The organism is Mycobacterium sp. (assembly GCF_002863225.1).
Classification (GTDB): Bacteria; Actinomycetota; Actinomycetes; order Mycobacteriales; family Mycobacteriaceae; genus Mycobacterium.
This window is the reverse complement of sequence record NZ_PKEK01000041.1, coordinates 161,056-185,147: the sequence shown is the minus strand read 5'-3', so window position 1 is coordinate 185,147 and position 24,092 is coordinate 161,056. Positions and strand designations below refer to the sequence as shown.

22 protein-coding genes and 2 riboswitches are annotated in these 24,092 nt (G+C 68.3%); of the genes, 8 read left to right on the top strand and 14 right to left on the bottom strand.

Going from position 1 to position 24,092, the window contains the following annotated elements; genetic code table 11:
* Complete coding sequence (gene hemW / locus CYU59_RS13210; RefSeq protein ID WP_292990088.1) at window positions 1–1,173, bottom strand: radical SAM family heme chaperone HemW; 1,173 nt, start codon at window positions 1,171–1,173, stop codon at window positions 1–3.
* Between the two features lie 347 nt (window positions 1,174–1,520).
* Between hemW and CYU59_RS13205 the strand changes: the two genes are divergently transcribed.
* The 4 genes from CYU59_RS13205 (at window position 1,521) to CYU59_RS13190 (ending at window position 5,284) form a co-directional block, all read left to right on the top strand.
* A complete protein-coding gene (locus CYU59_RS13205; RefSeq protein WP_292990086.1) occupies window positions 1,521–3,182 on the top strand; it encodes a nitrite/sulfite reductase in 1,662 nt (553 codons plus the stop codon).
* Window positions 3,179–3,910: a phosphoadenylyl-sulfate reductase gene (locus tag CYU59_RS13200; protein ID WP_292990083.1), complete on the top strand. Its 732-nt coding sequence runs from the start codon at window positions 3,179–3,181 to the stop codon at window positions 3,908–3,910. The genes CYU59_RS13205 and CYU59_RS13200 overlap by 4 nt, the downstream gene beginning before the upstream one ends.
* A complete protein-coding gene (locus CYU59_RS13195) occupies window positions 3,907–4,605 on the top strand; it encodes a sirohydrochlorin chelatase (protein WP_292990081.1) in 699 nt (232 codons plus the stop codon). The genes CYU59_RS13200 and CYU59_RS13195 overlap by 4 nt, the downstream gene beginning before the upstream one ends.
* A 70-nt stretch (window positions 4,606–4,675) precedes the next feature.
* Window positions 4,676–5,284, top strand: a complete 609-nt coding sequence (locus CYU59_RS13190) for a DUF4190 domain-containing protein (RefSeq protein WP_292990078.1) — start codon at window positions 4,676–4,678, stop codon at window positions 5,282–5,284.
* Here CYU59_RS13190 and CYU59_RS13185 read toward each other — a convergent pair.
* The 6 genes from CYU59_RS13185 to CYU59_RS13165 all read right to left on the bottom strand — a co-directional run bounded on the left by CYU59_RS13185 (window position 5,265) and on the right by CYU59_RS13165 (window position 9,630).
* Window positions 5,265–6,332: a TOBE-like domain-containing protein gene (locus CYU59_RS13185; protein ID WP_292990075.1), complete on the bottom strand. Its 1,068-nt coding sequence runs from the start codon at window positions 6,330–6,332 to the stop codon at window positions 5,265–5,267. The genes CYU59_RS13190 and CYU59_RS13185 overlap by 20 nt on opposite strands.
* Window positions 6,333–6,402: 70 nt before the next feature.
* Window positions 6,403–7,221 (bottom strand): sulfate ABC transporter permease subunit CysW, encoded by an 819-nt coding sequence (gene cysW, locus CYU59_RS13180; protein WP_292990073.1) that lies wholly within the window; start codon window positions 7,219–7,221, stop codon window positions 6,403–6,405.
* Complete coding sequence (cysT, locus tag CYU59_RS13175; RefSeq protein ID WP_292990071.1) at window positions 7,218–8,081, bottom strand: sulfate ABC transporter permease subunit CysT; 864 nt, start codon at window positions 8,079–8,081, stop codon at window positions 7,218–7,220. Before cysT ends, cysW begins: the two co-directional genes overlap by 4 nt.
* Window positions 8,078–9,067, bottom strand: a complete 990-nt coding sequence (locus CYU59_RS13170; protein ID WP_292990311.1) for a sulfate ABC transporter substrate-binding protein — start codon at window positions 9,065–9,067, stop codon at window positions 8,078–8,080. The genes cysT and CYU59_RS13170 overlap by 4 nt, the downstream gene beginning before the upstream one ends.
* Before the next feature lie 132 nt (window positions 9,068–9,199).
* On the bottom strand, window positions 9,200–9,292 hold the full coding sequence (locus CYU59_RS29010; RefSeq protein WP_363114511.1) for an Ms4533A family Cys-rich leader peptide: 93 nt from the start codon (window positions 9,290–9,292) through the stop codon (window positions 9,200–9,202).
* Window positions 9,293–9,435: 143 nt separating this feature from the next.
* The gene (locus CYU59_RS13165; protein WP_292990068.1) at window positions 9,436–9,630 is read right to left on the bottom strand and encodes a hypothetical protein; all 195 of its coding nucleotides are present in this window, start codon (window positions 9,628–9,630) and stop codon (window positions 9,436–9,438) included.
* A gap of 9 nt (window positions 9,631–9,639) precedes the next feature.
* Window positions 9,640–9,776, top strand: a riboswitch (cobalamin riboswitch).
* A 26-nt stretch (window positions 9,777–9,802) separates the two neighbouring features.
* Here CYU59_RS13165 and cobN point away from each other — a divergent pair.
* Genes cobN through CYU59_RS13150 form a run of 3 tightly spaced genes read left to right on the top strand, consistent with a single transcriptional unit; the run spans window position 9,803 to window position 14,890 of the window.
* Window positions 9,803–13,396, top strand: coding sequence for a cobaltochelatase subunit CobN (cobN, locus tag CYU59_RS13160; RefSeq protein WP_292990065.1), 3,594 nt, complete (start codon window positions 9,803–9,805; stop codon window positions 13,394–13,396).
* A complete protein-coding gene (gene cobF, locus CYU59_RS13155; RefSeq protein ID WP_292990063.1) occupies window positions 13,389–14,147 on the top strand; it encodes a precorrin-6A synthase (deacetylating) in 759 nt (252 codons plus the stop codon). Before cobN ends, cobF begins: the two co-directional genes overlap by 8 nt.
* Window positions 14,147–14,890, top strand: coding sequence for a cobalt-precorrin-6A reductase (locus CYU59_RS13150; RefSeq protein ID WP_292990060.1), 744 nt, complete (start codon window positions 14,147–14,149; stop codon window positions 14,888–14,890). The genes cobF and CYU59_RS13150 overlap by 1 nt, the downstream gene beginning before the upstream one ends.
* A gap of 30 nt (window positions 14,891–14,920) precedes the next feature.
* On the opposite strand, the gene CYU59_RS13145 is transcribed toward CYU59_RS13150, so the two are convergent.
* The 3 genes from CYU59_RS13145 to CYU59_RS13135 are packed head-to-tail and all read right to left on the bottom strand — an operon-like array spanning window position 14,921 to window position 18,788.
* Window positions 14,921–16,276 carry a cobyrinate a,c-diamide synthase gene (locus CYU59_RS13145; protein ID WP_292990057.1) on the bottom strand — a complete coding sequence of 452 codons (1,356 nt, stop codon included), beginning with the start codon at window positions 16,274–16,276 and terminating at the stop codon, window positions 14,921–14,923.
* The gene (gene cobO / locus CYU59_RS13140) at window positions 16,270–16,884 is read right to left on the bottom strand and encodes a cob(I)yrinic acid a,c-diamide adenosyltransferase (RefSeq protein ID WP_292990055.1); all 615 of its coding nucleotides are present in this window, start codon (window positions 16,882–16,884) and stop codon (window positions 16,270–16,272) included. Before cobO ends, CYU59_RS13145 begins: the two co-directional genes overlap by 7 nt.
* On the bottom strand, window positions 16,884–18,788 hold the full coding sequence (locus CYU59_RS13135) for a VWA domain-containing protein (protein WP_292990308.1): 1,905 nt from the start codon (window positions 18,786–18,788) through the stop codon (window positions 16,884–16,886). The genes cobO and CYU59_RS13135 overlap by 1 nt, the downstream gene beginning before the upstream one ends.
* An 86-nt stretch (window positions 18,789–18,874) precedes the next feature.
* Window positions 18,875–19,045: riboswitch (cobalamin riboswitch) on the bottom strand.
* Window positions 19,046–19,055: 10 nt separating this feature from the next.
* Here CYU59_RS13135 and cbiE point away from each other — a divergent pair.
* A complete protein-coding gene (gene cbiE, locus CYU59_RS13130) occupies window positions 19,056–20,270 on the top strand; it encodes a precorrin-6y C5,15-methyltransferase (decarboxylating) subunit CbiE (RefSeq protein WP_292990053.1) in 1,215 nt (404 codons plus the stop codon).
* Between the two features lie 2 nt (window positions 20,271–20,272).
* Here the strand turns inward: cbiE and cobM are convergent, their stop codons facing one another.
* The 4 genes from cobM to CYU59_RS13110 are packed head-to-tail and all read right to left on the bottom strand — an operon-like array spanning window position 20,273 to window position 24,091.
* Window positions 20,273–21,046, bottom strand: coding sequence for a precorrin-4 C(11)-methyltransferase (gene cobM, locus CYU59_RS13125; RefSeq protein ID WP_292990305.1), 774 nt, complete (start codon window positions 21,044–21,046; stop codon window positions 20,273–20,275).
* Window positions 21,034–22,545 (bottom strand): precorrin-3B C(17)-methyltransferase, encoded by a 1,512-nt coding sequence (gene cobJ, locus CYU59_RS13120; protein WP_292990050.1) that lies wholly within the window; start codon window positions 22,543–22,545, stop codon window positions 21,034–21,036. Before cobJ ends, cobM begins: the two co-directional genes overlap by 13 nt.
* The gene (locus tag CYU59_RS13115) at window positions 22,542–23,207 is read right to left on the bottom strand and encodes a precorrin-8X methylmutase (RefSeq protein WP_292990048.1); all 666 of its coding nucleotides are present in this window, start codon (window positions 23,205–23,207) and stop codon (window positions 22,542–22,544) included. Before CYU59_RS13115 ends, cobJ begins: the two co-directional genes overlap by 4 nt.
* Window positions 23,204–24,091: a nitrite reductase gene (locus tag CYU59_RS13110; RefSeq protein ID WP_292990046.1), complete on the bottom strand. Its 888-nt coding sequence runs from the start codon at window positions 24,089–24,091 to the stop codon at window positions 23,204–23,206. The genes CYU59_RS13115 and CYU59_RS13110 overlap by 4 nt, the downstream gene beginning before the upstream one ends.
* Window position 24,092 lies beyond the last annotated feature (1 nt).

The window sequence follows — 24,092 nt, the reverse complement described above, 5'->3', positions numbered from 1 at the left end:
TCACCCCAGCAGATTGCGGACAACTCCATCGGCCAGCAACCTGCCCCGGTTGGTGAGCACCAGTCGATCGCCCTCGCGAGTCAGCAAGCCATCGGCGATCGCCGTGCCGGCGCGCTCGCGCTCGGCTTCGTCCAGCAGGTCCACCTGCAGACCCTGACGCAACCGGATTCGTAGCAACACGTCTTCGGTGTGGCGGGTGACCGAGTCCAGCTGCTCGAAACCCGCGACCGGAAGCGTCGATTCTCCGAGCAGCTGGGCATACGCGTTGGGGTGCTTGACATTCCACCAGCGCGTGTCACCGACGAAGCTGTGTGCGCCCGGGCCTGCGCCCCACCACTGTCCGCCGTCCCAGTAGCCCAGATTGTGTCGGCACTGCCCACCGGGGCGGCTCCAATTGGATACCTCGTACCAATCCAGGCCGGCCTGCGACAGCTGGACGTCCAGCAGTTCGTAGCGGTGCGCCAGCACGTCGTCGTCCGGGGCGGCCAATTCGCCGCTGCGAACCCGGCGCGCCATCGCGGTGCCGTCCTCGACCACCAGGGCATAGGCGGACACGTGATCGACGCCGGTCTCGATCGCCGTCTCGACCGACCAGAGCAGGTCGTCGTCGGACTCCCCCGGTGTGCCGTAGATGAGGTCGAGGCTGACGTGCTCGAAGCCCTCGGCCAGCGCTTCGCGGGCCGCGGCCGCCGAACGGTTGGGGGTATGGATCCGGTCCAGCACGCCCAGCACATGCGGCGCCACCGACTGCATGCCCAGTGACACCCGGGTGCAGCCCGCCTCGCGGGCAGCGGCGAAGAAGTCCGGCCACGCCGACTCGGGATTGGCCTCGGTGGTCACCTCGGCGTCGTCGGCCAGTTCGAAGTTGTCGCGCACTGCCCGCAGTAGGGCGGCCAGGCGTTCACCGCCGAGCAGCGATGGGGTGCCACCGCCGATGAAGACGGTCTGCACGGTCGGTCCGCCGAGCCTGGCCGCGGCCAGCTCGAGCTCAGCCGCGACATTCTGCAGCCACGCATCGGGGTTGACGCCGCCCAGCTCAGCCGGGGTGTAGGTGTTGAAGTCGCAGTAACCGCAGCGGGTGAAGCAGAACGGCACGTGCAGGTAGATACCGAAGGGCGCGTCAGGGCTGACCTGCACACCGGGCAGGGCGGCCGGCGCCGAGGATGCCGTCACGTCAGCTCAATATTCCGCAGTACGCGCTTCACCACCACAGCAGGGCTCACCTGGGCAGTCTTCCCGACTTTCGCTCATGGTGAGCGAAAGTCACCCCTGGTAGCAGAGCCAGGCGATATCCGTGGCACAATGGACGAGTGACCGTCGCCCACCACAGCCAAGTTCGTATCCCATTGGTGGCGCGTCGTCATGTCGATTTCAAGCGTGTTTGCAGCTGTCGCTGTCCGGCTTGATGTCGTAGACCCGCCTACCTGCACCTTCAGCTGGCTTCCGGATCTGCGCCGCCGGTACAGCCTTCCGGTGGTTGCGCGTCCCACGCCGGCTGCTCCACTAGAGGAGATTGCCGAATGACGTCACCCCGCCCCACGAAGAGCCAAGGCCAGTGGGCGCTCGGTGAGCGCGAACCGCTCAACCCCAACGAGCAGTTCAAGCAGGACGACGACGCACTCAACGTGCGCGACCGAATCCTGAACCACTACTCCGCCGCGGGCTTCGACAGCATCGAGAAGAACGACCTGCGTGGGCGGATGCGCTGGGCCGGGCTCTACACCCAGCGCGAGCAGGGGTACGACGGCAGCTACACCGGCGACGAGAACATCGACCTGCTCGAGGCCAAGTACTTCATGATGCGGGTGCGCTGCGACGGCGGCGCGATCAGCACCGCGGCGCTGCGCACCCTCGGGGAGATCTCGATCGAGTTCGCCCGGGACACTGCAGACATCTCCGACCGCGAAAACGTTCAGTACCACTGGATCCGGATCGAGGACGTTCCACAGATTTGGGAGCGGTTGGCGACGGTCGGCCTGCAGACCACCGAGGCGTGTGGCGACTGCCCGCGTGTCGTGCTCGGTTCCCCACTGGCCGGTCTCTCCGTCGACGAGGTGCTCGATCCCACGCCGGCCGTCGAGGAGATCGTCCGGCGCTACGTCGGCAACCCCGACTTTTCCAACCTGCCGCGCAAGTACAAGACCGCGATCTCGGGCTTGCAGGATGTCGCCCACGAGATCAACGACATCGCGTTCATCGGCGTGAACCATCCCGAACACGGTCCCGGTCTGGACCTGTGGGTCGGCGGCGGGCTGTCCACGAATCCGATGCTGGCGCAACGAGTCGGCGCCTGGGTGCCGCTCGATGAGGTTCCCGATGTCTGGGAGGCCGTCACTTCGCTGTTCCGCGACTACGGCTACCGACGGCTGCGGGCCAAGGCCCGACTCAAGTTCCTGGTCAAGGACTGGGGCATCGAGAAGTTTCGCGAGGTGCTCGAAACCGAGTACCTGCAGCGCAAACTCATCGACGGCCCGGCCCCCGAGCCGCTCACCCGCCCGATCGATCACGTCGGCGTGCAGAAACTGAAAAACGGCCTCAACGCCGTCGGGGTCGCGCCGATCGCGGGCCGAGTGTCCGGCACCATCCTGGCCGCTGTCGCCGACCTCGCCGAGCAGGCTGGATCGCAGAAGGTCAGCTTCACCCCGTACCAGAAGTTGATCATCCTCGACGTCGCCGACGACAAGCTCGACGCGCTGACCGCCGGCCTCGATGCGCTGGGTCTGCAGTCGCGGCCGTCACATTGGCGCCGAAACCTGATGGCCTGCACCGGAATCGAATACTGCAAGCTGTCGTTTGCCGAAACGCGGGTGCGTTCGCAGACGCTGGTACCCGAGCTGGAGAGCCGGCTCGAGGACCTCAACACACAGCTCGACGTGCCGGTCACGGTGAACATCAACGGCTGCCCGAACTCCTGCGCCCGTATCCAGGTGGCCGACATCGGGTTCAAGGGTCAGATGGTCGACGACGGCGACGGGAATTCAGTCGAAGGGTTCCAGGTTCACCTGGGAGGCAGCCTGGGACTCGACAGTGGATTCGGGCGAAAGCTGCGCCAGCACAAGGTCACCAGCGACGAGCTCGGCGACTACATCGATCGGGTGGTACGCAACTTCGTGAAGCAACGCGACGGTGACGAGCGTTTCGCGAACTGGGCACTGCGTGCCGAGGAGGCAGATTTGCGATGAGCAACCTGACAGAAGCGGAACTACGGGAACTGGCCGACAAGGGCGCCGCAGAATTGGAAGGCGCCAGCGCCGACGACCTGCTGCGCTGGACCGACGAGAACTTCGGCGGTGTCGGAGGCCCCCGGTCCTCGGCCACGTGCAACTACGTGGTGGCCTCCAACATGCAAGACGCCGTATTGGTCGACCTGGCCGCCAAGGTCCGCCCGGGTGTGCCAGTGCTGTTCTTGGACACCGGATATCACTTCGTGGAGACCATCGGCACCCGGGACGCGGTCGAGGCCGTCTACGACATTCGCGTGCTCAACGTCACGCCCGAGCATTCCGTCGCCGAGCAGGACCAGTTGCTGGGCAAGGACCTGTTCGCCAGCAAACCCAGCGAGTGCTGCCGGATGCGCAAGGTCGCCCCGCTGGGTAAGGCGCTGCGCGGCTACTCAGCCTGGGTCACCGGTCTGCGGCGGGTCGAAGCTCCGACTCGCGCCAATGCGCCGGTGGTCAGCTTCGACGAAGCGTTCGGCCTGGTGAAGATCAACCCGCTGGCCGCCTGGTCCGACGAACAATTCCAGGCCTACATCGACGACAACGACGTGCTGGTCAATCCGCTTGTCTACGAAGGTTATCCGTCGATCGGCTGCGCGCCGTGCACGGCCAAGCCGGTGGAGGGCGCCGACCCGCGCAGCGGACGCTGGCAGGGCCTGTCGAAGACGGAATGCGGGCTGCACGCGTCGTGACGTCACTCGTCCTTGCGGCCCACGGAAGCAGGGATCCGCGGTCGGCCGCCAATGCTCGCGCCGTGGCCAACCAGATTCGCTTCATGCGACCCGACCTGCGGGTCCGCGTCGCGTTCTGCGATCTGAATTCGCCGCGCATACCGGACGTTCTGACCCCGGACGCGGTGGTGACGCCCTTTCTTCTGGCCGATGCGTTCCACGCACAGGTCGACATTCCGCAGCAGATCGCAAGCAGTGGTGTCCCCGCCCGGCAGGCCGCAGTGCTCGGTGAAGACGACCGACTGGTGGCGGTCATGCGGCAGCGGCTGGCCGAAGCCGGTGTCGGCGCGCACGACCCGGAGTGTGGGGTGATCGTGGTCGCGATCGGCTCGACGCATGCCGCGGCCAACGCCCGCACCGCGCAGGTCGCCGACAAGCTCAGCACAGGATCGCAGTGGGCCGCTACGACGATGGCGTTCGCCACCGGTGGCGGGCAATCGCCGGCCGAGGCCGCGCTCCAGTTGCGCCGGCATGGTGCCCAGCGCCTGGTCATCGTGCCCTGGTTTCTGGCACCCGGCCTGCTGACCGATCGGGTCGCGAGATACGCGGCCGCGGAGTCCATTCCGATGGCGGCGCCGCTCGGCGCGCATCGATTGGTCGCCGAGACAGTGCTGGACCGATTCGACACCGCGATTGCTCAGCGCGTCGCGGCGTAACCGAACACGCCCGGCGGGGGTTGCGGGTACGTTGATGCAGCCTTAACGGAGGGTTACGGTAGCCAGCATCATGACATCGCCAGCAGCATCAGAACCCGAGGAACTCGGCCCGCCCGGTCCCGATCGCCCCGTCAACAGATGGGCGGTTGCGACGTTTGCACTCGGCTTGGTCAGCCTCATCCCGCTCAGCTTGCTCTCCGGCGTCGTCGCGCTGGTCAAGACCCGGGATGGCAAGGAGTCCGGACGGGGCCTCGCGTTCGCCGGCCTGGTGATCTGCATGCTGTGGGCGGCGGTGTGGGCGTACAGCTTTTGGCCGAAGAACGGTCTGATCACCGGCACGCTCAACTCCGACCGAGTCGGCACGTGCTTCCGTGGGGACGTCAATTCACCGGTCAGCTGCGACAAGCCGCACACCGACGAGGTTTTCGCGATGCTCGGGTTGTCGCGCTTCCCGGACGACGACGCCGAACAGCGGGAGATCGACAACCGATGTAAGACCGAGCTCCCGAAGTATTCACCGATCGCCAGTCGCGACCCGAGCATCCGGGTGGACGCGTGGTCGCCGGGCGCGGAGTGGAAACAGCTCGACACTCACGCGGCCGGATGCGTCGCCCATTCCAGTAATGCCCGGGCCCAGTCGATCAAGCTCGGACCAGCGTTCAGCTGGAACTCACCCTGAGCCCGTCCGCCTCCGCGTCGACGTCCGCGTCGTGGCCCGGCAGGGTCGTGTGCGGCAGAGTCGGCACCCGGGTGGCGCGGACGTAGACCGTGTCGCCCTGCTTCAAGCCGAGGGCCTCGGCGTCGCCACGCGTGATCTGAGCGATGAACGGCCTGCCGGTGGCGGCGTTGATGAGTTCGACGCGCACCTCGAAGCCCAGCACGACGACCCGGTCGATGGTGGCCCGGATCACGCCGGTGGCCTCGGCGGCGCCGTCGCCCGCGATCGCCATGTCGGGGTTGCGGCCCACCCGGATGTCATGCGGGCGAACAAGAGTCCCGTTCAGCGACGAGACCGCACCCAGGAACGACATCACGAACGGGTTGGCCGGGGTGTCGTAGACCTCGCTCGGCGATCCCACCTGTTCGATGCGCCCGTCTTTGAGCACCGCAATCCGATCCGCGACGTCCAGCGCCTCGGCCTGGTCGTGGGTGACCAGCACGGTGGTGACGTGCACCTCGTCGTGCAGTCGGCGCAGCCAGGCCCTTAGATCGTCGCGGACTTTGGCATCGAGGGCGCCGAAAGGTTCGTCGAGCAGCAACACCTGTGGGTCGACCGCCAGTGCACGCGCCAACGCCATCCGCTGCCGTTGACCGCCGGAAAGTTGGCTGGGGTAACGGGTCTGGAAGCCGCTGAGGCCTACGACCCCCAGCAGATGGTCGACCTTCTCAGCGATCTCGGCTTTGGGCTTGCGCCGGATCTTGAGACCGAAGCCGACGTTGTCGCGCACGGTCAGGTGCTTGAACGCCGCGTAGTGCTGGAACACGAAACCGATGCCGCGGCGTTGCGGCGCGACGGTGGTGACGTCGCGGCCGTTGATCGTGATAGTCCCGGTGTCGGGTTGGTCGAGTCCGGCGATGGCGCGCAGCAGGGTCGACTTACCCGACCCGCTGGGCCCCAGCAACGCCGTCAAAGATCCGGTGGGGACGTCGAAGTCGACGTTGTCCAGTGCGACGAAGTCGCCGTAGCGCTTGTTGGCGCCCCGCACGGTGATCGCATTCTCAGTCATCTAGCGCCACTCCTCCTCATCGCGTCGCTCTGCATCGTCGTTGGCGCGCATCTAGCGCCACTCCTCCCTGTCATGCCTGCTTGGCTGCGCGGTTGCGGCGAGCATCCAGAATCACCTGAACGATCAGAACCAGTACCGACACCGCCATCAGCAGCGTCGAAAGTGCGTAGGCGCCGTACTCGGCGCCGCGGTTGTAGCGGTCGGACACCAGCAGCGTCAGGGTCTGCGACTGCCCCGGCAGATTGGACGACACGATGAGCACCGCGCCGTACTCGCCGAGTGTCCGCGCGATGGTCAACACGACGCCGTAGGTCAATCCCCAGCGAATCGACGGCAGGGTGATCCGCCAAAACGTCTGCCACCAATTGGAACCCAGCGTCGCGGCCGCCTGCTCCTGATCGGTGCCAATCTCGTACAGCACCGGTTCGACCTCGCGCACCACGAAGGGCAGCGTCGCGAAAATGCTGGCCAGCACGATTCCCGGCAGCCCGAAGATGATCTTGAAGCCGAAGTCCTTCTCGACGAAACCGAGCAGCCCGGCCGATCCCCACAACACGATCAGCGCCACACCGACCACGACCGGTGACACCGCGAACGGCAAGTCGATGATCGCCTGCAGCACGCCTTTGGCGCGGAACCGGTTGCGCGCCAACATCAGCGCGGTCGGGATTCCGAAGATAACGTTGAGCGGCACCACGATCGCGACCACCAGCACCGACAAATTGAGCGCGGAGACGGCCGCCGGAGTGCTGACCCAGTCGATGAACTGACCGATGCCGGGCTGGAACGTCCGCCACAGGATCAGCCCCACCGGGACGACGAGCAGAACCGACACATACGCCAGCGCCAGGAAACGAAGCAGGTATTTGACGGCGGGCGAGAGGGTCACGAGGCCAACTCCTCACGCTTGGCTGCGCGTGATCCCACCGTGCGCAGCACGAAAAGCACCGCGAACGAGATGAGCAGCAGCACAATCGAGATCGCGGCGGCACCGGTACGGTCGTCGTTCTCGATCAGGGTGCGGATCCACTGCGAGGACACTTCGGTCTTGCCCGGCACCGCGCCACCGATCAGCACCACGGAACCGAATTCGCCGATCGCCCGCGCGAACGTCAGGCCCGCTCCGGTCAGCAGCACCGGGGTCAGCGAGGGCAGCACCACGGTGGTGAAGATCGTCGTGTTGTTGGCGCCCAACGACGCCGCCGCTTCTTCGGTCTCGTGGTCGATCTCGAGCAGCACCGGCTGCACGGCCCTTACCACGAACGGCAGCGTGACGAAGGCCAGGGCCACGCCCACACCCCAACTGGTGTGCTGCAGGTGCACGCCGACCGGGCTGTGGTTGCCGTAGAGCGCCAGCAACACCAGGCTGGCGACGATGGTCGGCAGGGCGAACGGCAGGTCGATCAGAACGTCGACCACCCGCTTGCCCGGGAAGTCGTCACGCACCAGCACCCAGGCGATCAACAGCCCGAAAATCATGTTGACCACGGTCACGCCCGCGGAAATCGTCAAGGTCACGCGGAACGACTCGATCGCCGCGTTCGAGGTGACCGCGAGCCAGAACGCGTCCCAGCCGCCGCCGATCGACTGCCACAAGATGGCAGCGAGCGGCAGCAACACGATGACCGAAAGCCACACCACCGAAACGCCGACCCGCAGCGATGTGCCGTTGTTGATCAACTTGTTGCGGCCCAGCGGTTTACCGCCGCCGCTGCCGCCCGGGATCGGTCGGGAGATCGCCGTCGTCATCCGGTGGCCTTCGTGTAGATCTTGGTGATGCTGCCCGATTTCTTGTCGAACAGCTGCGGGTCGACCGTGGGCCAGCCGCCCAGATCGGCCAGCGTCCACAGTTTCTGCGGCGCCGGGAACTGGTCACGAACCTGGGCGGCGACTGCTGGGTCGACCGGGCGGAATCCCGCTGCTGCCCAGACCTTTTGGGCCGCCGCGGTGTACTGGAAGTTCTTGAACGCGACGGCGGCGTTGAGGTGGGGGCTGCTGGTCACCACCGCCACCGGGTTCTCGATCTTGATGGTTTGCGGCGGGTTGACGTGGATGATCGGCTTTCCCTGTCGCTCGGTGGCGAGGGCCTCGTTCTCGTAGCTGATCAGAACATCGCCACTGCCCTGGACGAACACGTCGGTGGCTTCGCGTCCCGACCCGGGCCGGAGTTTGACGTGCTGACCGACGAGCTTGCGGATGTAGTCCAGGCCGGCCTGCGGATCGTGGCCACCGTTGCTCTTGACCACATAGGGCGCCAGCAGGTTCCACTTCGCCGAGCCCGAACTCAACGGACTCGGGGTGACGACGTCGACGTCGGGCCGCAGCAGGTCGTCCCAGTCTTTGATGTTCTTCGGATTTCCGGGCCGCACCACCAAGGTGACGACCGACCCGAACGGGACCCCCTTGGTGGCGTCGGAATCCCAGTCCTTGGCGACCTTGCCGGCTTTGACCAGTCGCGCGACGTCGGGTTCGACCGAGAAGTTGACGATGTCGGCGGGCTTGCCGTCGACGACACCGCGAGACTGGTCACCCGAGGCGCCGTAGGAGGCGATAACCTGGATGCCCTTGCCTTCGGGCGAGGCATTGAACGCCGGGATCACTTTGCTCCAGCCGGGTTCGGGAACCGAGTAGGCCACCAGCGTGATGCTGGTGTTCGCGCCGCTGGGTCCCCCACCTCCGACGACATCGCTGGCGCCGCCGTGGCACGCCGCGATCAGACCCGAGGCGAGGCTCAACGCGACAACGTGCCGCCACCCGACGGGTTTCTTGTTGTCGTCGAACAATGGTCGACCTTTCGGAGGGTGTGCCTGACATCTGACGGATCCCAGTGCGAAGGAAAGCGAGTTTCGGCGCGCGTGGGCAGAAGGTCAGCGACAACAATGCACGTCAGCGACGGCGCAATTTCCCACGGCAATGAGCGCCAGGATGTGGCACTCGGTACTACCGGAGACTGCGTGCATGGCCGAAGCGTAACAGAATCTTTTCGGCCCGCAGCGCAAGCCCGATGCAGGTCAGCGGGTCAACAGCCAGGCGACGATGACCAGCACGATCAGCGCGACCAGCACCAGCGTGACCCTCGATCGCGGCATTCCGGTGTTTCCGCTCATCCGGCATCGTCATCGCTGTGCCGGATGCCGCGCATCACCCGAAGGCCCCGGCCCAACGCCCCGTCCAGGGCTGCCGCGATCACGAACGCCAGCACCAGCACGACCGGCATGACGACGATCGTCTGGAACACAAACCCCAGGCCAGACAGCCACAGCTCGACGCCGTCCCACCAGTTCAGGATCGCGTTCATCGCGCTCACCCTACTAAGCTCATTCCCGCACGTCTCGTGGCAACAGGAATCCGGTGAAAGCCCGGGGCGGTTCCGCCACTGTGAGGGCCTCGGCGTCCAGCCGGCGGTCCGAGCCAGACACTGGTCACGGGGCGCTCCACTACACGGGGCGAGAACCCCGGGGAGGACCTGAGTGAACACCGTCGATACGCCGACCCATCGCATCGCGTTGCTGTCCACGTCGGACACCGATCTGCTGTCGGCGCGCGCGTCACTGGCGCCGTACCGCCTAGGCAACCCGGCGCGCCAACCCGTCGAGGACGCACTCGACGGCGTCGACTTGGTGGTGCTGCGGGTGCTGGGTTCATCGGCGGAAGTCGCCGCGGAAATCGGCACGCTGCGGGCCACCGGGCTGCCACTGATCGTGCTCGGCGGCGAACGAACACCCAGTGCCGAGCTGATGGAATGCTCGACGGTGCCGATCGGGCTTGCGGCGCAAGCACACTCGTATCTCGCCGAGGGTGGGCCGACGAATCTCGCTCAGCTGCATGCCTTTCTGTGCGACACCGTGCTGTTGACCGGTCAGGGCTTCGACGAGCCGGTGGTGATCCCCGAGTGGGGTTACGGCGCCCGGGCCGCCGACGTGAGCGCACCGGCCCGGATCGGGGTGCTGTACTACCGGGCGCACGAAGTCAGCGGCAACTCGGGGTTCGCGCACGCGCTTGCCGACGCGGTCGACGCAACCGGCAGTGCGGTCGGCGTGCCGATCTTCGCGTCCTCGCTGCGCAGCGCACCCGACGAACTGTTCGACGCGCTGGGCTCGCTGGATGCCGTGGTGGTCAGCATGCTGGCGGCCGGCGGGTCGAAGGCGGCGGGCGCCGGCGCGGGTGAGGACGACGCGTCGTGGGACATCGAGCGCATCGCCGCGATGAACATCCCTGTGCTGCAAGGACTTTGCCTGACGTCATCCCGCGAGGAGTGGGAAGCAAGCGACGACGGTGTCACACCGCTCGACTCTGCGACGCAGATCGCCATTCCCGAGTTCGACGGCCGCATCATCACCGCGCCGTACTCCTTCAAGGAGGTCGACGACGACGGCCTACCCCACTACGTCGCCGACCCCGAGCGCTGCGCACGGGTGGCCGCGATCGCGGTCAACCATGCGCTGCTGCGCCGAATCCCCAACGCCGACAAGAAGCTCGCGCTGGTGCTGTCGGCCTATCCCACCAAGCATTCGCGGGTAGGCAACGCCGTCGGCCTCGACACCCCGGCGTCCGCGGTCCGGCTGTTGCACCGGCTGGCGCAGGAGGGCTACCAGGTCGGCGACGGGTTCGGGGTGCTCGGCATCGAAGACGAGACACAGGCCGGCGACCGTCTGATGCACACGCTGATCGACGCGGGCGGCCAGGACGAGCAGTGGCTCACCACCGAACAGGTCGCCGGCGCACAGGTGAAGGTGACACCGGCGCAGTACGCCGAGTGGACCGCGGACCTGCCCGCCGAACTGCGCGACGCGATGGCGCAGGCGTGGGGCCCGGCGCCGGGACGGTTGTTCGTCAACGACGACGGTGATCTGGTGATCGCGGCGTTGCGTTCGGGCAATGTCGTGCTGATGATCCAGCCGCCGCGCGGATTCGGGGAGAACCCGGTGGCGATCTACCACGACCCGGACCTGTCGGTCACCCACCACTACCTCGCGGCCTACCGCTGGCTGGAGCACGGTTTCGGCGCCCACGCGGTGGTGCACCTCGGCAAGCACGGCTCGATGGAGTGGCTGCCAGGCAAGAACGCCGCGCTGTCGGCGGCCTGCGCCACCGACGCCGTGCTGGGAAATCTGCCGCTGATCTACCCGTTCCTGGTCAACGACCCCGGCGAGGGAGCGCAGGCGAAACGGCGCGCCCACGCGACCATCGTCGACCACCTGATACCGCCGATGGCACGCGCCGAGACATACGGCGACATCGCGCGACTCGAACAACTCCTCGACGAGTACGGCAACATCGCGGCGATGGACCCGGCCAAGTTGCCGGCGATCCGCGGCGAGATCTGGAACCTGATGCGGGCCGCGGAGATGCACCGGGACCTCGGCCTCGACGACCGGCCCGACGACGAGGAATTCGACGACTTCCTCCTGCACGTCGACGGCTGGCTGTGTGAGATCAAAGACGCTCAGATCCGCGACGGGCTACACGTGCTGGGCGAGGCGCCCGCCGGAACGGCCCGGGTCAACCTGGTGCTGGCGATCCTGCGGGCCGCTCAGGTGTGGGGCGGGCAGGACCACGCCGTGCCGGGATTGCGCACCGCTCTCGGCCTGAAGGACGGCGCCGAGATCGCCGCGGTCGACGAGATCGAGGGCCGGGCGCGCGCACTGGTCGAGGCGATGGAGGCCGCCGGCTGGGACGCCGCGGCCGTCGACGCGCTGCACGAGGCACCGGATGTCCGTGCCTGCCTGCGCTTCGCCGCGACCGAGGTGGTCCCGCGGCTGTCCGGTACGGCGGGTGAGCTCGACGCCGTGATGCAAGCCCTGGCAGGCGGTTTCGTGCGGCCCGGCCCGTCGGGTTCGCCGCTGCGCGGTCTGGTCAACGTGCTGCCCACCGGGCGCAATTTCTACACCGTCGACCCCCGGGCGGTGCCGTCGCGGCTCGCGTGGCAGACCGGTCAGGCGATGGCCGAGTCGCTGCTGCAACGCTACCTCGACGACACCGGCTCCTACCCGGGGTCGGTCGGGTTGTCGGTGTGGGGCACCAGCGCGATGCGAACGTCCGGTGACGACATCGCGGAAGTGCTTGCGCTGCTTGGTGTTCGGCCGGAGTGGGACGAGGCGTCGCGACGGGTCAGCCGGCTCGAGGTGATCCCGCTCGAGGAGCTCGGACGCCCACGCATCGACGTGACGATTCGCATCTCGGGATTCTTCCGCGACGCCTTCCCGCATGTGGTGACGATGCTCGACGACGCGGTGCGCATGGTCGCGCTGCTCGACGAGCCGGACGACGACAACTACGTGGCCGCCCACGCCCGCACCGACCTCGCCGAGCATGGCGACGAGCGACGAGCGACCACAAGGGTTTTCGGCTCCAAGCCGGGATCGTATGGCGCGGGCATCCTGCAGGTCGTCGAAGCGGGCACCTGGCGCGACGACAAAGACCTGGCCGAGGTCTACACCGCGTGGGGCGGGTTCGCCTACGGTCGCGGGCTGGACGGCGCCTCGGCAGCAGACGACATGCGCACCAACTACGCGCGGATCAAGGTGGCCGCCAAGAACATCGACACCCGCGAACACGACATCGCCGACAGCGACGACTATTTCCAGTACCACGGCGGCATGATCGCGACGGTGCGCGCGCTGACCGGGTCCGATCCCAAGGCCTACGTCGGAGATTCGACCACACCCGACGCGGTGCGCACCCGCACGCTGGGCGAGGAGACCGCACGGGTGTTCCGCGCCCGGGTGGTCAACCCGCGCTGGATCTCGGCGATGCGCCGGCACGGTTACAAGGGTGCTTTCGAACTCGCCGCCACCGTCGACTACCTGTTCGGCTTCGACGCCACCGCGGGCGTCGTCCACGATTGGATGTACGAAAAGCTGGCCCAGTCTTACGTTCTCGACCCGGAGACCCGCGAGTTCCTCGACCGGTCCAACCCGTGGGCGCTGCACGGCATGGTCGAGCGCCTGCAGGAGGCCGCCGACCGCGGCCTGTGGGCCGATCCTTCGCCGGAGACGCTGGCCGCGCTGCGGCAGGCCTACCTCGAGGTGGAAGGCGACATCGAGGGTCGCGCCGGTGCCTGACCCGGTCCGGGTTCGCGTCCTGGGGGTCGGCATGGGCCCCCAACACGTCACGCCGGAGGTAGCCGAGGCGTTGCGGTCGGTCGATTACGTGCTGGCCGCGTTCAAAGGCGCCGACGACGAACTTCTGGCGCTGCGTTGGGAGATCGTCGATGCGTACACCGACGGGTCCGTCGACGTCGTGGCGGTCCGCGACCCGGAACGCGACCGCTCGACCGCACTGACCGGCGACGACTACCAGCGCGCGGTGGCCGACTGGCACGACGCACGCGCCGAGGCCTACGCCGACGTGCTACGCACCCGCGGCGGCACCGCTGCGTTTCTGGTATTCGGCGACCCGTCGTTGTACGACTCGACGATCCGCGTGATCGAGAAAATCCAGACCCTCGGCGTGCCAGTCGAATTCGATGTGCTCCCGGGCATCAGTGCTCCGCAGGTGCTCGCCGCCCGCCATCGGATCGTGTTGCACGACGTCGGCCGCCCGGTGCACGTCACCACCGGGCGTCTGCTGCAGGAGGCCGTCGCCGCCGGGCAGGACAACATCGTCGCGATGCTCAACCCCCCTCCCGACCGGCTCGACCTGACCGGGCTGGACGACTGGTCGGTGTGGTGGGCAGCCAATCTCGGCTCGTCCGGCGAACGGCTGCTCTCCGGGCGACTCGCCGACGTCGCGGGGCAGATCGCCGAGGCGCGGTCACAGGCTCGCGCCGACACCGGGTGGGTGATGGACATCTACCTGCTGCGGCGACGCTGATGGCGCGGCGGGTGCTACTGCTGGGCGGGACTTCGGAAGCCCGCACGCTCGCAGCGGCGTTGGTCGCCGACGGGGTGGACGTGACGAGTTCGCTGGCCGGCCGGGTCGCACAGCCGCGGCTGCCCGAGGGAGCGGTACGGATCGGCGGGTTCGGTGGCGTCAAGGGGTTGCGAAAGGCGTTGCAGGAATTCGACGTCGTGGTCGACGCGACGCATCCGTTCTCGGCGACGATCTCCGCCAACGCGGTTCGCGCCTGCGCCGACGAGGCGGTTCCCCTGCTGCGGCTGCAACGTCCCGGCTGGGCCGACCGCGCCACACCGTCCTGGCACTGGGTGAACTCGCACGCCGAAGCCGCCACCGAGGCGGTGCGGCTGGGCGATAGGCCGCTGCTGACCGTCGGCCGTCAGCAGTTGCCGGAGTTCGTCGCGCCGCTGGGCCGATCGGCGGTGCTGGCGCGCGTCGTCGACGACCCGGAGATCGCGTTGCCGCCGGCGTGGCAGGTCGTTCGCGACCGCGGGCCCTACGCACTGGCCGGCGAGCTGACGTTGCTGCGCGAACACCGTGGAGATGTGTTGGTGACCAAGGACTCCGGTGGTGAGTACACCTGGCCGAAGATGCAGGCCGCCGACGAGTTGGGCATCCCGGTTGTGGTTGTGCGGCGCCCCTCGGTGCCGGCCGGAGTGCCGGTGGTGTCCGACGTGGACGACGCCGTCGAGTGGTTACGCGCATCCCCCAAGGTCTAGTGGCGCCTCGACTGTGCACTCGGTGCTGGACTAGCGTTGACCGACCTTGTGGACGGCGTCGACGAAGCGTTGCGCCATGGCCGGGTGACCGGCCCAGTGCGTGTGCAGGTAGGCGGCGTGCAGCGTCGCGGTGGCGAATCCCTCCGGACTCCCGGCGAGGTCCCAGGCCGGCTCGCCACCGAGCGTAGTGGTTGTGGTGCGGTGGAATTCGTGCCCGGTGACCTCGGTGCCTTTCGTCGCCAGTAGGGAATCCGTGGGGCTGGTCGCGGTCCGGTAACCGAGGGTGAGCCGCGGTGTCATCGCCGCATCGGCGGGTACCGCACCGACCATCGGTGTGCCGTCCAGCGATCGGCACAGGTAGAGCAGCCCGGCACATTCGGCAGCGGTCGGAACTCGCGCGGCGATGACGGAACGCAATTCGGTTGTCAAGCAACGGTTCTCGGCGAGATTGGCGGCGTGGACTTCGGGGAAGCCCCCGCCGAGGTAGATGCCGGCCGTCCCGGGCGGCAACGACACGTCGACCAGCGGGTCGAATTCGACGACATCGCATCCAGCGGCGCGCAACAACTCTTCGGTCTCGGCGTAGCGGAAGGTGAAGGCGCGGCCACCGGCCATCGCGACGACCGGCCGGGCTGCACTCGGCGCCTGCACTTCCCGCGCCGGATCCCACGGGGTGCCGGTGAGCGGTTCGGCGCTGCGCGCCAAGCCCAGGATCGCATCGATATCCACATGAGCCGCAACCACTTCCGCCATTCGCTTGACGGTGACCTCTGATTCGGGGCGCTCGGCCGCAGGCACCAGGCCGAGGTGCCGTGACGGCGTCTGGATATCCGCGTCACGCGGCAGGACACCGAGCACCGGAATACCGTTCGGCTGCAAGGCATCGCGGACCTCGTCGGCGTGCCGGGCGCTGCCCGCCTTGTTGAGGATCACGCCCCCGATACGCACCGACGGATCGAATGCCGCCAGCCCGGCGATCACGGCGGCGTGCGTTCGCGACGCGTGCGAGATGTCGACCACCAGCACCACCGGCGTCGTTGTCAGCGCGGCGACATGTGCGGTCGACGATTCGCCACCGGTGCCCAATCGGCCGTCGAAAAGCCCCATCACACCTTCGATCACCGCGACGTCCGCCGAACGCGCGCCGTGCAGCAGCAGCGGGACGACGCGGTGTTCGCCGACCAGAAACGGGTCGAGATTGCGACCCGGTCGCCCGGTGGCCAGGGCGTGATAGCCGGGGTCGATGAAGTCGGGGCCGACCTTGTGACCGGATACCGCCATCCCGCGATCAGCCAGTGCGGCCATCAAACCGGTTGCAACGGTGGTCTTTCCGTGTCCGGAACCGGGCGCGGCGACGACGATGCGGGCGAGCTCGGCGGCTACCACTCGATACCCCGCTGGCCTTTCTGGCCGGCGTCCATCGGGTGCTTCACCTTGGTCATCTCGGTGACCAGGTCGGCGATGTCGAGCAGTCGCTGGTCTGCGGCGCGGCCGGTGATGACGACGTGTTGGCGCCCGGGCCTATTGGCGAGAGCGTCGACCACATCGTCGATGTCGACCCACCCCCACTTGATCGGGTAGGTGAATTCGTCGAGCACATAGAAGTCGTGGGTCTCCGCGGCCAGGCGCCGTTTGATTTCAGTCCAGCCCGCCGCGGCTTCCTGCGCATGGTCGACCTCGGTGCCCGCCTTGCGGCTCCACGACCAACCCGACCCCATCTTGTGCCATTCGACCGGTCCGCCCTCACCCGTCTCGGTGTGCAGCGCGCCCAACCGCTCGAGCACGTTCTGCTCGCCGATACGCCACTTCGCCGACTTGACGAACTGGAACACCCCGATGCGAAAGCCCTGATTCCAGGCGCGCAGCGCCAATCCGAAAGCCGCGGTGGATTTCCCTTTTCCGTCGCCGGTGTGCACCAGCAGCAGCGGCCGGTTGCGCCGCTGCCGGGTGGTGAGGTGGTCATCGGGCACCACCGAGACCTGACCCTGCGGCATCAGGCCGCCCCGGGTGTGGTTGCGCCGCGGACGATGTCGGCCAGCGCCTGAGCGTTCACCTGGGCCAGCGGTACGTGCTCGGCGTTGAGGTGCTCGGCGAGGTTGGCAGCCAGACCCATTCGCATGCGCCCGCTTTCGCAGTCGACGACGATGCTGTCTATGCCTTCGTGCAGCAGAAGTGCCGCCGCCTGATGAGCCCGCGCGACGGGATCGGGCCCCGCGGTCGCCCGGCCGTCGGTGACGATGACCAGCAGCGGGCGTCGACCCGGGTCTCGCAAACGTTCGCGTCGGACCACCTCGGCGGCCTTCATCAGCCCTTCGGCGAGCGGCGTCCGCCCGCCGGCCGGCAGGTCGTCGAGTCGCTTGGCCGCGATGTCGGTCGACCCGGTGGGCGGCAGGGCGATCTCGGCCGCCCGGTCGCGAAAGGTGATGACCCCGACCCGGTCGCGGCGCCGGTAGGCGTCGAGCAGCAGCGACAGGATCGCGGTCTTGACCTGCTGCATGCGTTCGCGCGCCGCCATGGACCCTGAGGTGTCGACGACGAACACCACCAGGTTGGCTTCCCGTCCCTCGCGGACCGCTCGACGCAGATCGGTGGGCCGCAGCAGCAGGCGGCCGGTGCTGCGCCCGCGCGCGGCCTGGTGCGGCGCCGCGGCGCGCACGGTCTCGACAAGGTGGATACCCGCATCCGACAGTGGGCTGGCCCCGGTGCGTCGGCCCGTCGTCGTTCGCGCGCGGCTGCGTCGACCGGCGTGCCCGTCCCCCACACCGCGGACCGTGAAAAGTTTTGTCCTATACGGCTCACCGGCACCGACCGGCGGCGGTGATGCCGAATTCTGTTGCCCACCGCCGGGATTGGGCGGTGTGGTGTCTGGGGCATCCTGGCCGCCACCGGGGTCGTCGGGATCGTTGTCCGGGTCGGGCTCGGGCGACTGGTCGGTCCCGGGCGGCAAGAGCTCGTCGAGTTGATCGTCGTCGAGCCCGGGAGCATCGAAGGGGTTGCGCCGACGACGATGTGGCAGTGCGAGTTTCGCGGCGGCACGCAGGTCGTCGATGTTGGGGTGGTCGCGGTCGTGCCACGCGGCGTGGGCCGCGGCGGCCCGGGCCATGACGATGTCGGCCCGCATCCCGTCGACACCGGCCGCGGCGCACACTTCGGCGATTCTGAGCAGTGCGGCGTCGGTCAGCTGGATTCGACCCAGCACCGACTGAGCGTGCTGGATCCGATGGACAAGCCGCTGTTCGGCGTTCGCGTACTTCGCGCGGAAGGCTTTCGGGTCGGCGTCGAACTGCAGCCGCCGGCGCACGACCTCGGCCCGCTGCGCAGGATCTTTCGGCGCGGCGACCTCGACCGTGAGGCCGAAGCGGTCGAGCAGTTGCGGACGCAGTTCACCCTCTTCGGGATTCATCGTCCCGACCAGAACGAACTTCGCGGCGTGGGTGACCGAGATGCCGTCGCGTTCAACGGTGACGGTGCCCATCGCGGCCGCGTCGAGCAGCAGATCGACCAGGTGGTCGTGCAGCAGGTTGACTTCGTCGACGTAGAGGATTCCGCGGTGCGCCTTGGCCAGCAGCCCGGGCTCGAAGTGCACGGCGCCGTCGCTCAGCGCCTGCTTGAGGTCGATCGATCCCGCGACGCGATCCTCGGTGGCGCCGACGGGGAGCTCGACCAGTCGCACGGGTCGGGTTTCGACGGGTGCGCCGGGCGCAAAGGTGCCGTCCGGAGAGGCGGGGTTCGGTTCGGCGGGGTCGGTGGAAAATCGGTCACCGGCAACGACGTCGATCGGCGGCAGCACGCGGGTGAGTGCGCGCACCAGGGTCGATTTCGCGGTGCCCTTCTCGCCGCGTACCAGCACGCCACCGATGCCGGGATCGATGACACTGAGCACCAGCGCCAGCGCCATGTCGTCCAGCCCACCGGGCGCGTCGGGATCGCCGCCGAGCACGGCGGGAAATGGATACAGCTGATCAGCTGTGGTCATGGTGAGGCTCCGCTCGTTTCATGCGAGGCCGGCAGTCGGACTGACCGCTCGTGCGCCCATGGACCGGGCGGCGCGACGGATCACCGTAGCGGGCCTGTGCCGGAATCTCACCGGCTTCCCTCGTTCCCCCACGAAACGATTACGCCTGTTCGCGGGGTGCCTCGCGGGCCTTACGCTAGCATCGCCGCCGTGCCAGCCTCCGACCTGCGGGTAACAGTCATCGGCGTCGGCGCCGAAGGCTGGGACGGCCTGTCGTCGCTCGCGCGGACCGCCATCGCAGCAGCGGAAATCGTGCTCGGTGGCCCGCGTCAGCTGGCGCTGCTGCCGGCCGCGGAGGGCCGGCTCCATCAGCCGTGGCCGTCCCCGTTGAGCGCGGCGCTGCCGGACCTGTTGACGCAGTACGCGGGGCGTCGTGTGGTCGCGTTGGCCTCCGGTGACCCGATGCTGAGCGGAATCGGCACCACGCTCGTCGACATCCTGGGCGCCGACCGGGTCACCGTTATCCCGCATCTGTCGTCGGTGACCATCGCCCGGGCCCGGCTGGGCTGGTCCGCGGAATCCACCGCGGTGGTCAGCGTCGTCGGCCGCGACGTACACGCCGCGCTGCGGGAGCTCGCTCCCGGACGCCGGGTCCTGGTGCTTTCGTCGGACGAGAAAACCCCTGCGGCTCTTGCCGATCTGCTCGTTGCGCGGGGATACGGGACGAGCCGCTTCGTCGTACTGGGTGACCTCGGCAGCGAGCAGGAGACGATTCGGCAGTCGACGGCCGGCGATTTCGACGGCGAGGCACCCCGGCTGAACATCGTTGCGCTGCAATTGGATGGCCCGCTGCTCGCCGGGTGGACGAGCGGCCTGCCGGACGAATTGTTCTCCCACGACGGCCAACTCACGAAGCGGGATCTGCGCGCCGCGGCGCTCGCCCGCCTGCTGCCGACACCTGGTCAGCTGCTCTGGGACGTCGGCGCCGGCGCCGGTTCGGTGGGCATCGAGTGGATGCGCGCGCACCCGAGCTGTCGGGCCGTCGCCGTCGAGGCTGACCCGGCTCGCGCCGAACGCATCGGCCGCAACGCCCGTTCGCTGGGGGTGCCCGCTCTGCAGGTGGTCCACGGCTCCGCACCAGAGTCGTTGAGCGACTTGGCCGCTCCCGATGCGGTCTTCGTCGGCGGTGGCGCGAGCAAACCCGGGGTGTTGGCGCGGTGCCTGGACGCGCTGTCGGCCGGCGGCCGGATCGTGGTGCACGGCGTGACGGTGGAGACCGAAGCCGTATTGGCCGCGGCGTACACCGAGCACGGCGGTGAGCTCACCCGGATCCACGTCGAACACGCCGCGCCGGTCGGGTCGTTCACCGGCTTCGCGCCGGCCCGCGCGGTGACGCAGTGGGCGTTCACCAGGCCGACCGGCTGAGGTCACCGAGGAGCCGATCGGTCGCGCTGCGGGTCGTACAGATGACTCTCCCCCGCTGGCGGGTCGGTGCTCTCGCCGAGTGCGTCACCCACCAGGATCACGGCGGCTTGCCGGAAGCCTGCCGACTCGACCTGCCCGGCGATGTCGGAGATCGTCCCGCGCAGAACAACCTCCTCCGGCTGCGAGGCCCGGTAGACCACCACGACCGGGCAGTCCGGGCCGTGTGTCGGCCTCAGCCCGTCCATCGCTTCCCGGATCGCGGTGATGGCCAAGTGCAGCACGAGCGTTGCCCGGGTCGCGGCGAAGGCGGCCAGCGACTCGGTCTCGGGCATCGCGGTGGAGCGCGCCTGGACGCGGGTCAACACGACGGATTGCGCGACCAGTGGAACAGTGAGTTCGCGACCGACCCGCGCGGCAGCGGCGGCGTAGGCCGGAACCCCCGGCGTGATGGCCCACGGCACCCCGGCTGAGTCGAGCCGTCGCACCTGCTCCGAAACCGCGCTGTACAGCGAGGGGTCACCCGACACCAGGCGCACGACCCGTCGTCCGGCGCCGTGCGCCTCGACGATCGCGGCGACGATGTCGTCCAGGTCAAGCTTCTGAGTGTCGATCAGTTCCGCTGTGTTGGAACAGGTTTGCAGCACTTCGGGGTCCAGATAGCTGCCCGGATACAGCACGGTGTCGGCCGCCGCCAGCAACCGGGTGGCCCGCACGGTCAACAGGTCGGCGGCGCCCGGTCCGGCGCCGACGAACTGGACGGCGCTCACCGCACCCACCGCGGCGTCCACACCCGACCGGACGCCGTGGCCCGGGTGCTCGATGCGCCCACCAGGACAAGACTTTTCATGTCGATGGTGTCGGTGTCGAGGTTGCCCAGCGTGGTCACGGTCAAGGATTCTTCGGCTCGTCCGACGTCCCGACCGACCACGACGACCGTTTCGGGTCGACGGTGTTCGAGCAGAATCTCCCTGGCCAGGGAGATCTGCTCGGGGCGAGACCGCGACGCCGGGTTGTAGATCGCCAGTATCAAGTCGGCATCGGCGATGGCGCGCAACCTCTTCTCGATCACCGACCACGGCTTGAGCCGATCCGACAGGCTCATCACCGCGAAGTCCGCGCCAAGCGGCGCGCCGGCCAGCGCGGCAACGGCGTGGACGGCCGACACAGCGGGCAGGACCCGGATGGGAACCTCGGCGAACCGCTCGTCGTCGGCGGCCTCGAACACGGCCGAGGCCATGCCGAACACGCCTGCGTCGCCGCCGGAGACGACGGCGACGGATTCGCCGCTCAGAGCCAGGTCGAGTGCGAAGCGGGCGCGGTCGACCTCGACGGTATTACCGGATGCGTGCCGCTGCAGCCCTTCTCGCTGCGGAACGCGCGCCACGTACGGCGCGTAGCCGACCACGTGCCGCACCTCCGACAGCGCCGCCGCCGCCTCAGGTGTCAGCCAGCCGTCCGGGCCGGGGCCGAGTCCGATCACCAGCAGTTCGGCCACTCCGGTGGAAACTGTTGCAGGACTGGGCTCTTCGACCATGACCCGGGACCGCGACCCGTTGATCGAGTCGCCGTTGACCACGATCAGCGACAGGTACGGCACGCTCGATGCGTCGACCTCGGTGACCGGCATCCAGCGCTGCTGAGGATGACTGGCTCGCTCGACGTACATCGCGTGCTCCAGACGTCCGGCTGCGGCGAGTGCGCGGCAGACGGCCGGGAAGGTACGGCCGAGCTTCATGATGATCGCGCCGTCGGTGTCGGCCAGGCGCCGGGCGAGCTCGGGCTCCGGGAGGGTCCCCGGCAGGACGGTCAGCACGTCGGTCTGCCGGACCAGGGGCGAGGCGACCGCCGCAGTCGCCGCGGCGAAGGCCGGGATTCCCGGTATGACTTCGGTGTCGAAGCGGGTGCTGAGCCGGTCGTGCATGTACATGAAGGAGCCGTAGAACAGCGGATCCCCTTCGGCGAGAAGGGAGACCGTGCGCCCAGCCTCCAGATGCACGGCGAGCCGGGCGGCTGACTCCTCGTAGAACTCGGCCAACGCTCCGGCGTATCCACCGGGGTGATCGGTCGTTCCAGTGGTCAGCGGGTAGCGCAGTTCCTCCTCGATGGCCTCCGCTGGAATGAGATCCGCGGCGATGGTCCGTGCGTAGGACTGTTTGTTGACGCCGGCGTGGTAGGCGATGACGTCGGATTCACTGATGACTCGCGCGGCTTTGCGGGTGATCAACTCGGGATCGCCTGGGCCCAAGCCGATTCCGTAGAAGCGCGCGGCCGTCATTCGACCTCCGAGGCCAGCGCGTTGATGGCCGACGAGGTGATCGCCGAGCCGCCACGCCGGCCGCGCACCGTCACGAACGGGATGTCGATGCCGTGGTCGCGAGACAGCGCGGCGAGTGCCGCCTTGGATTCCGCGGCCCCGATGAATCCCACCGGACAACCGACGATGGCGGCGGGCCGAGGCCCACCGTCGATCAGCATCTCCAGCAGATGGAACAGCGCGGTCGGCGCATTGCCGATGGCGACGACCGCGCCGGCCAGCAGCGGCTCCCACAGCGAGACGGCGGCCGCGGTGCGGGTGGTGTTCCATAGCTTCGCGAGTTCCGGGATTCCGGGTTCGTTCAAGAAGCAGTGCACCTCGTTGTCAGCGGGCAACCGGCCGGCCGTGATGCCGGTCGCGACCATCCGCGCATCGCAGAGGATCGGGGCTCCTGCCTGCAACGCGGAGCGCGCGGCCGACACCAGCGAGGTGTGGATCACCAAGTCGTCGACCAGATTGGGCTGACCGGTGCCGTGGATCATTCGTACGGCGAGCTTCTCGGCGTCGGCGGGGACCCGAGAGAGGTCGGCTTCGCGACGGATGGTGGCGAACGAGTCCACGTAGATGGCGGGGCCGTCGGCGATGTAGTCGTAGCGCCGGGTCGGCTTGCGGGTCTCGGTCACCCGGCCACCTCGTGGGTGCCCGGGACGAGGATGCCGCTCCACGGCGTGACGACGACATACGTTGCGTGAGTTGCCAGTTCGAGTAGCGACTGGAGAGCCTCGGGCGCGAGCACGCCGTTCTCGGCGGCCACGTGGGTGCCGCCCGGCACTTCCCCGTACGGCAATGGCGGGGCGGGTGCCGGGATACGTGGATCGGGGGCGACCGGCGGCCGTAGCGGCACGGCGAGCTCGCGGATGTGCCACGGCGCGTCGGCGCCGTTGCCCCGCACCCGGTAAAACTGTGACGCCAAATCAGCCAACTGGTAGGCGATCTCGTCGAGGGCCACCACGTCACCCCACTGGTTGCCGATGCGCAACTGAGCCGCTCCGTCGCCCAGCACGACGCATCCCAGGTCGGTCCCGCGCTTTCCCGCTCCGGTCAGCCGATCCAGCAGATCGCCGCGGCCGTCGTCGAGGGTGAACAGGAACCGCCCGGGCAGCAGAGCGAGATCGGGGTCGGCGCACAGCAAGGTGTCGAGGCGTTCGATCGTCGGGCGTAGATCGGCGCGGCCGCCGGCCAGACCCGTCTGCGGTGAGGCGAGCACGTTGCGGACGAGTTCGTGTGTGCGCGTCGGGATCAGGCCGGTCGACTCGAGTGCCGTCGCGGCGGCGGCCGTGAGTTGGGAGCCGTCGGCCGCGAAGCCACGCAGTTGCAGGTTTGCCCGCCGAGTGAGGTAGATGCGACCGTCGGCGTGGCGCAGGCTGACGTCGGCCAGGCGTCGCAAGGCCGCCGTGGGCAGCAGGCCGCCCATCAGCCGGAGGCGGATCAGTAGCCCATCGTCGGCCTGCCACGGTCGCCACACACCGGGGCACATATCTGCCCGAGTGCGGGTGTGGATGCTCATC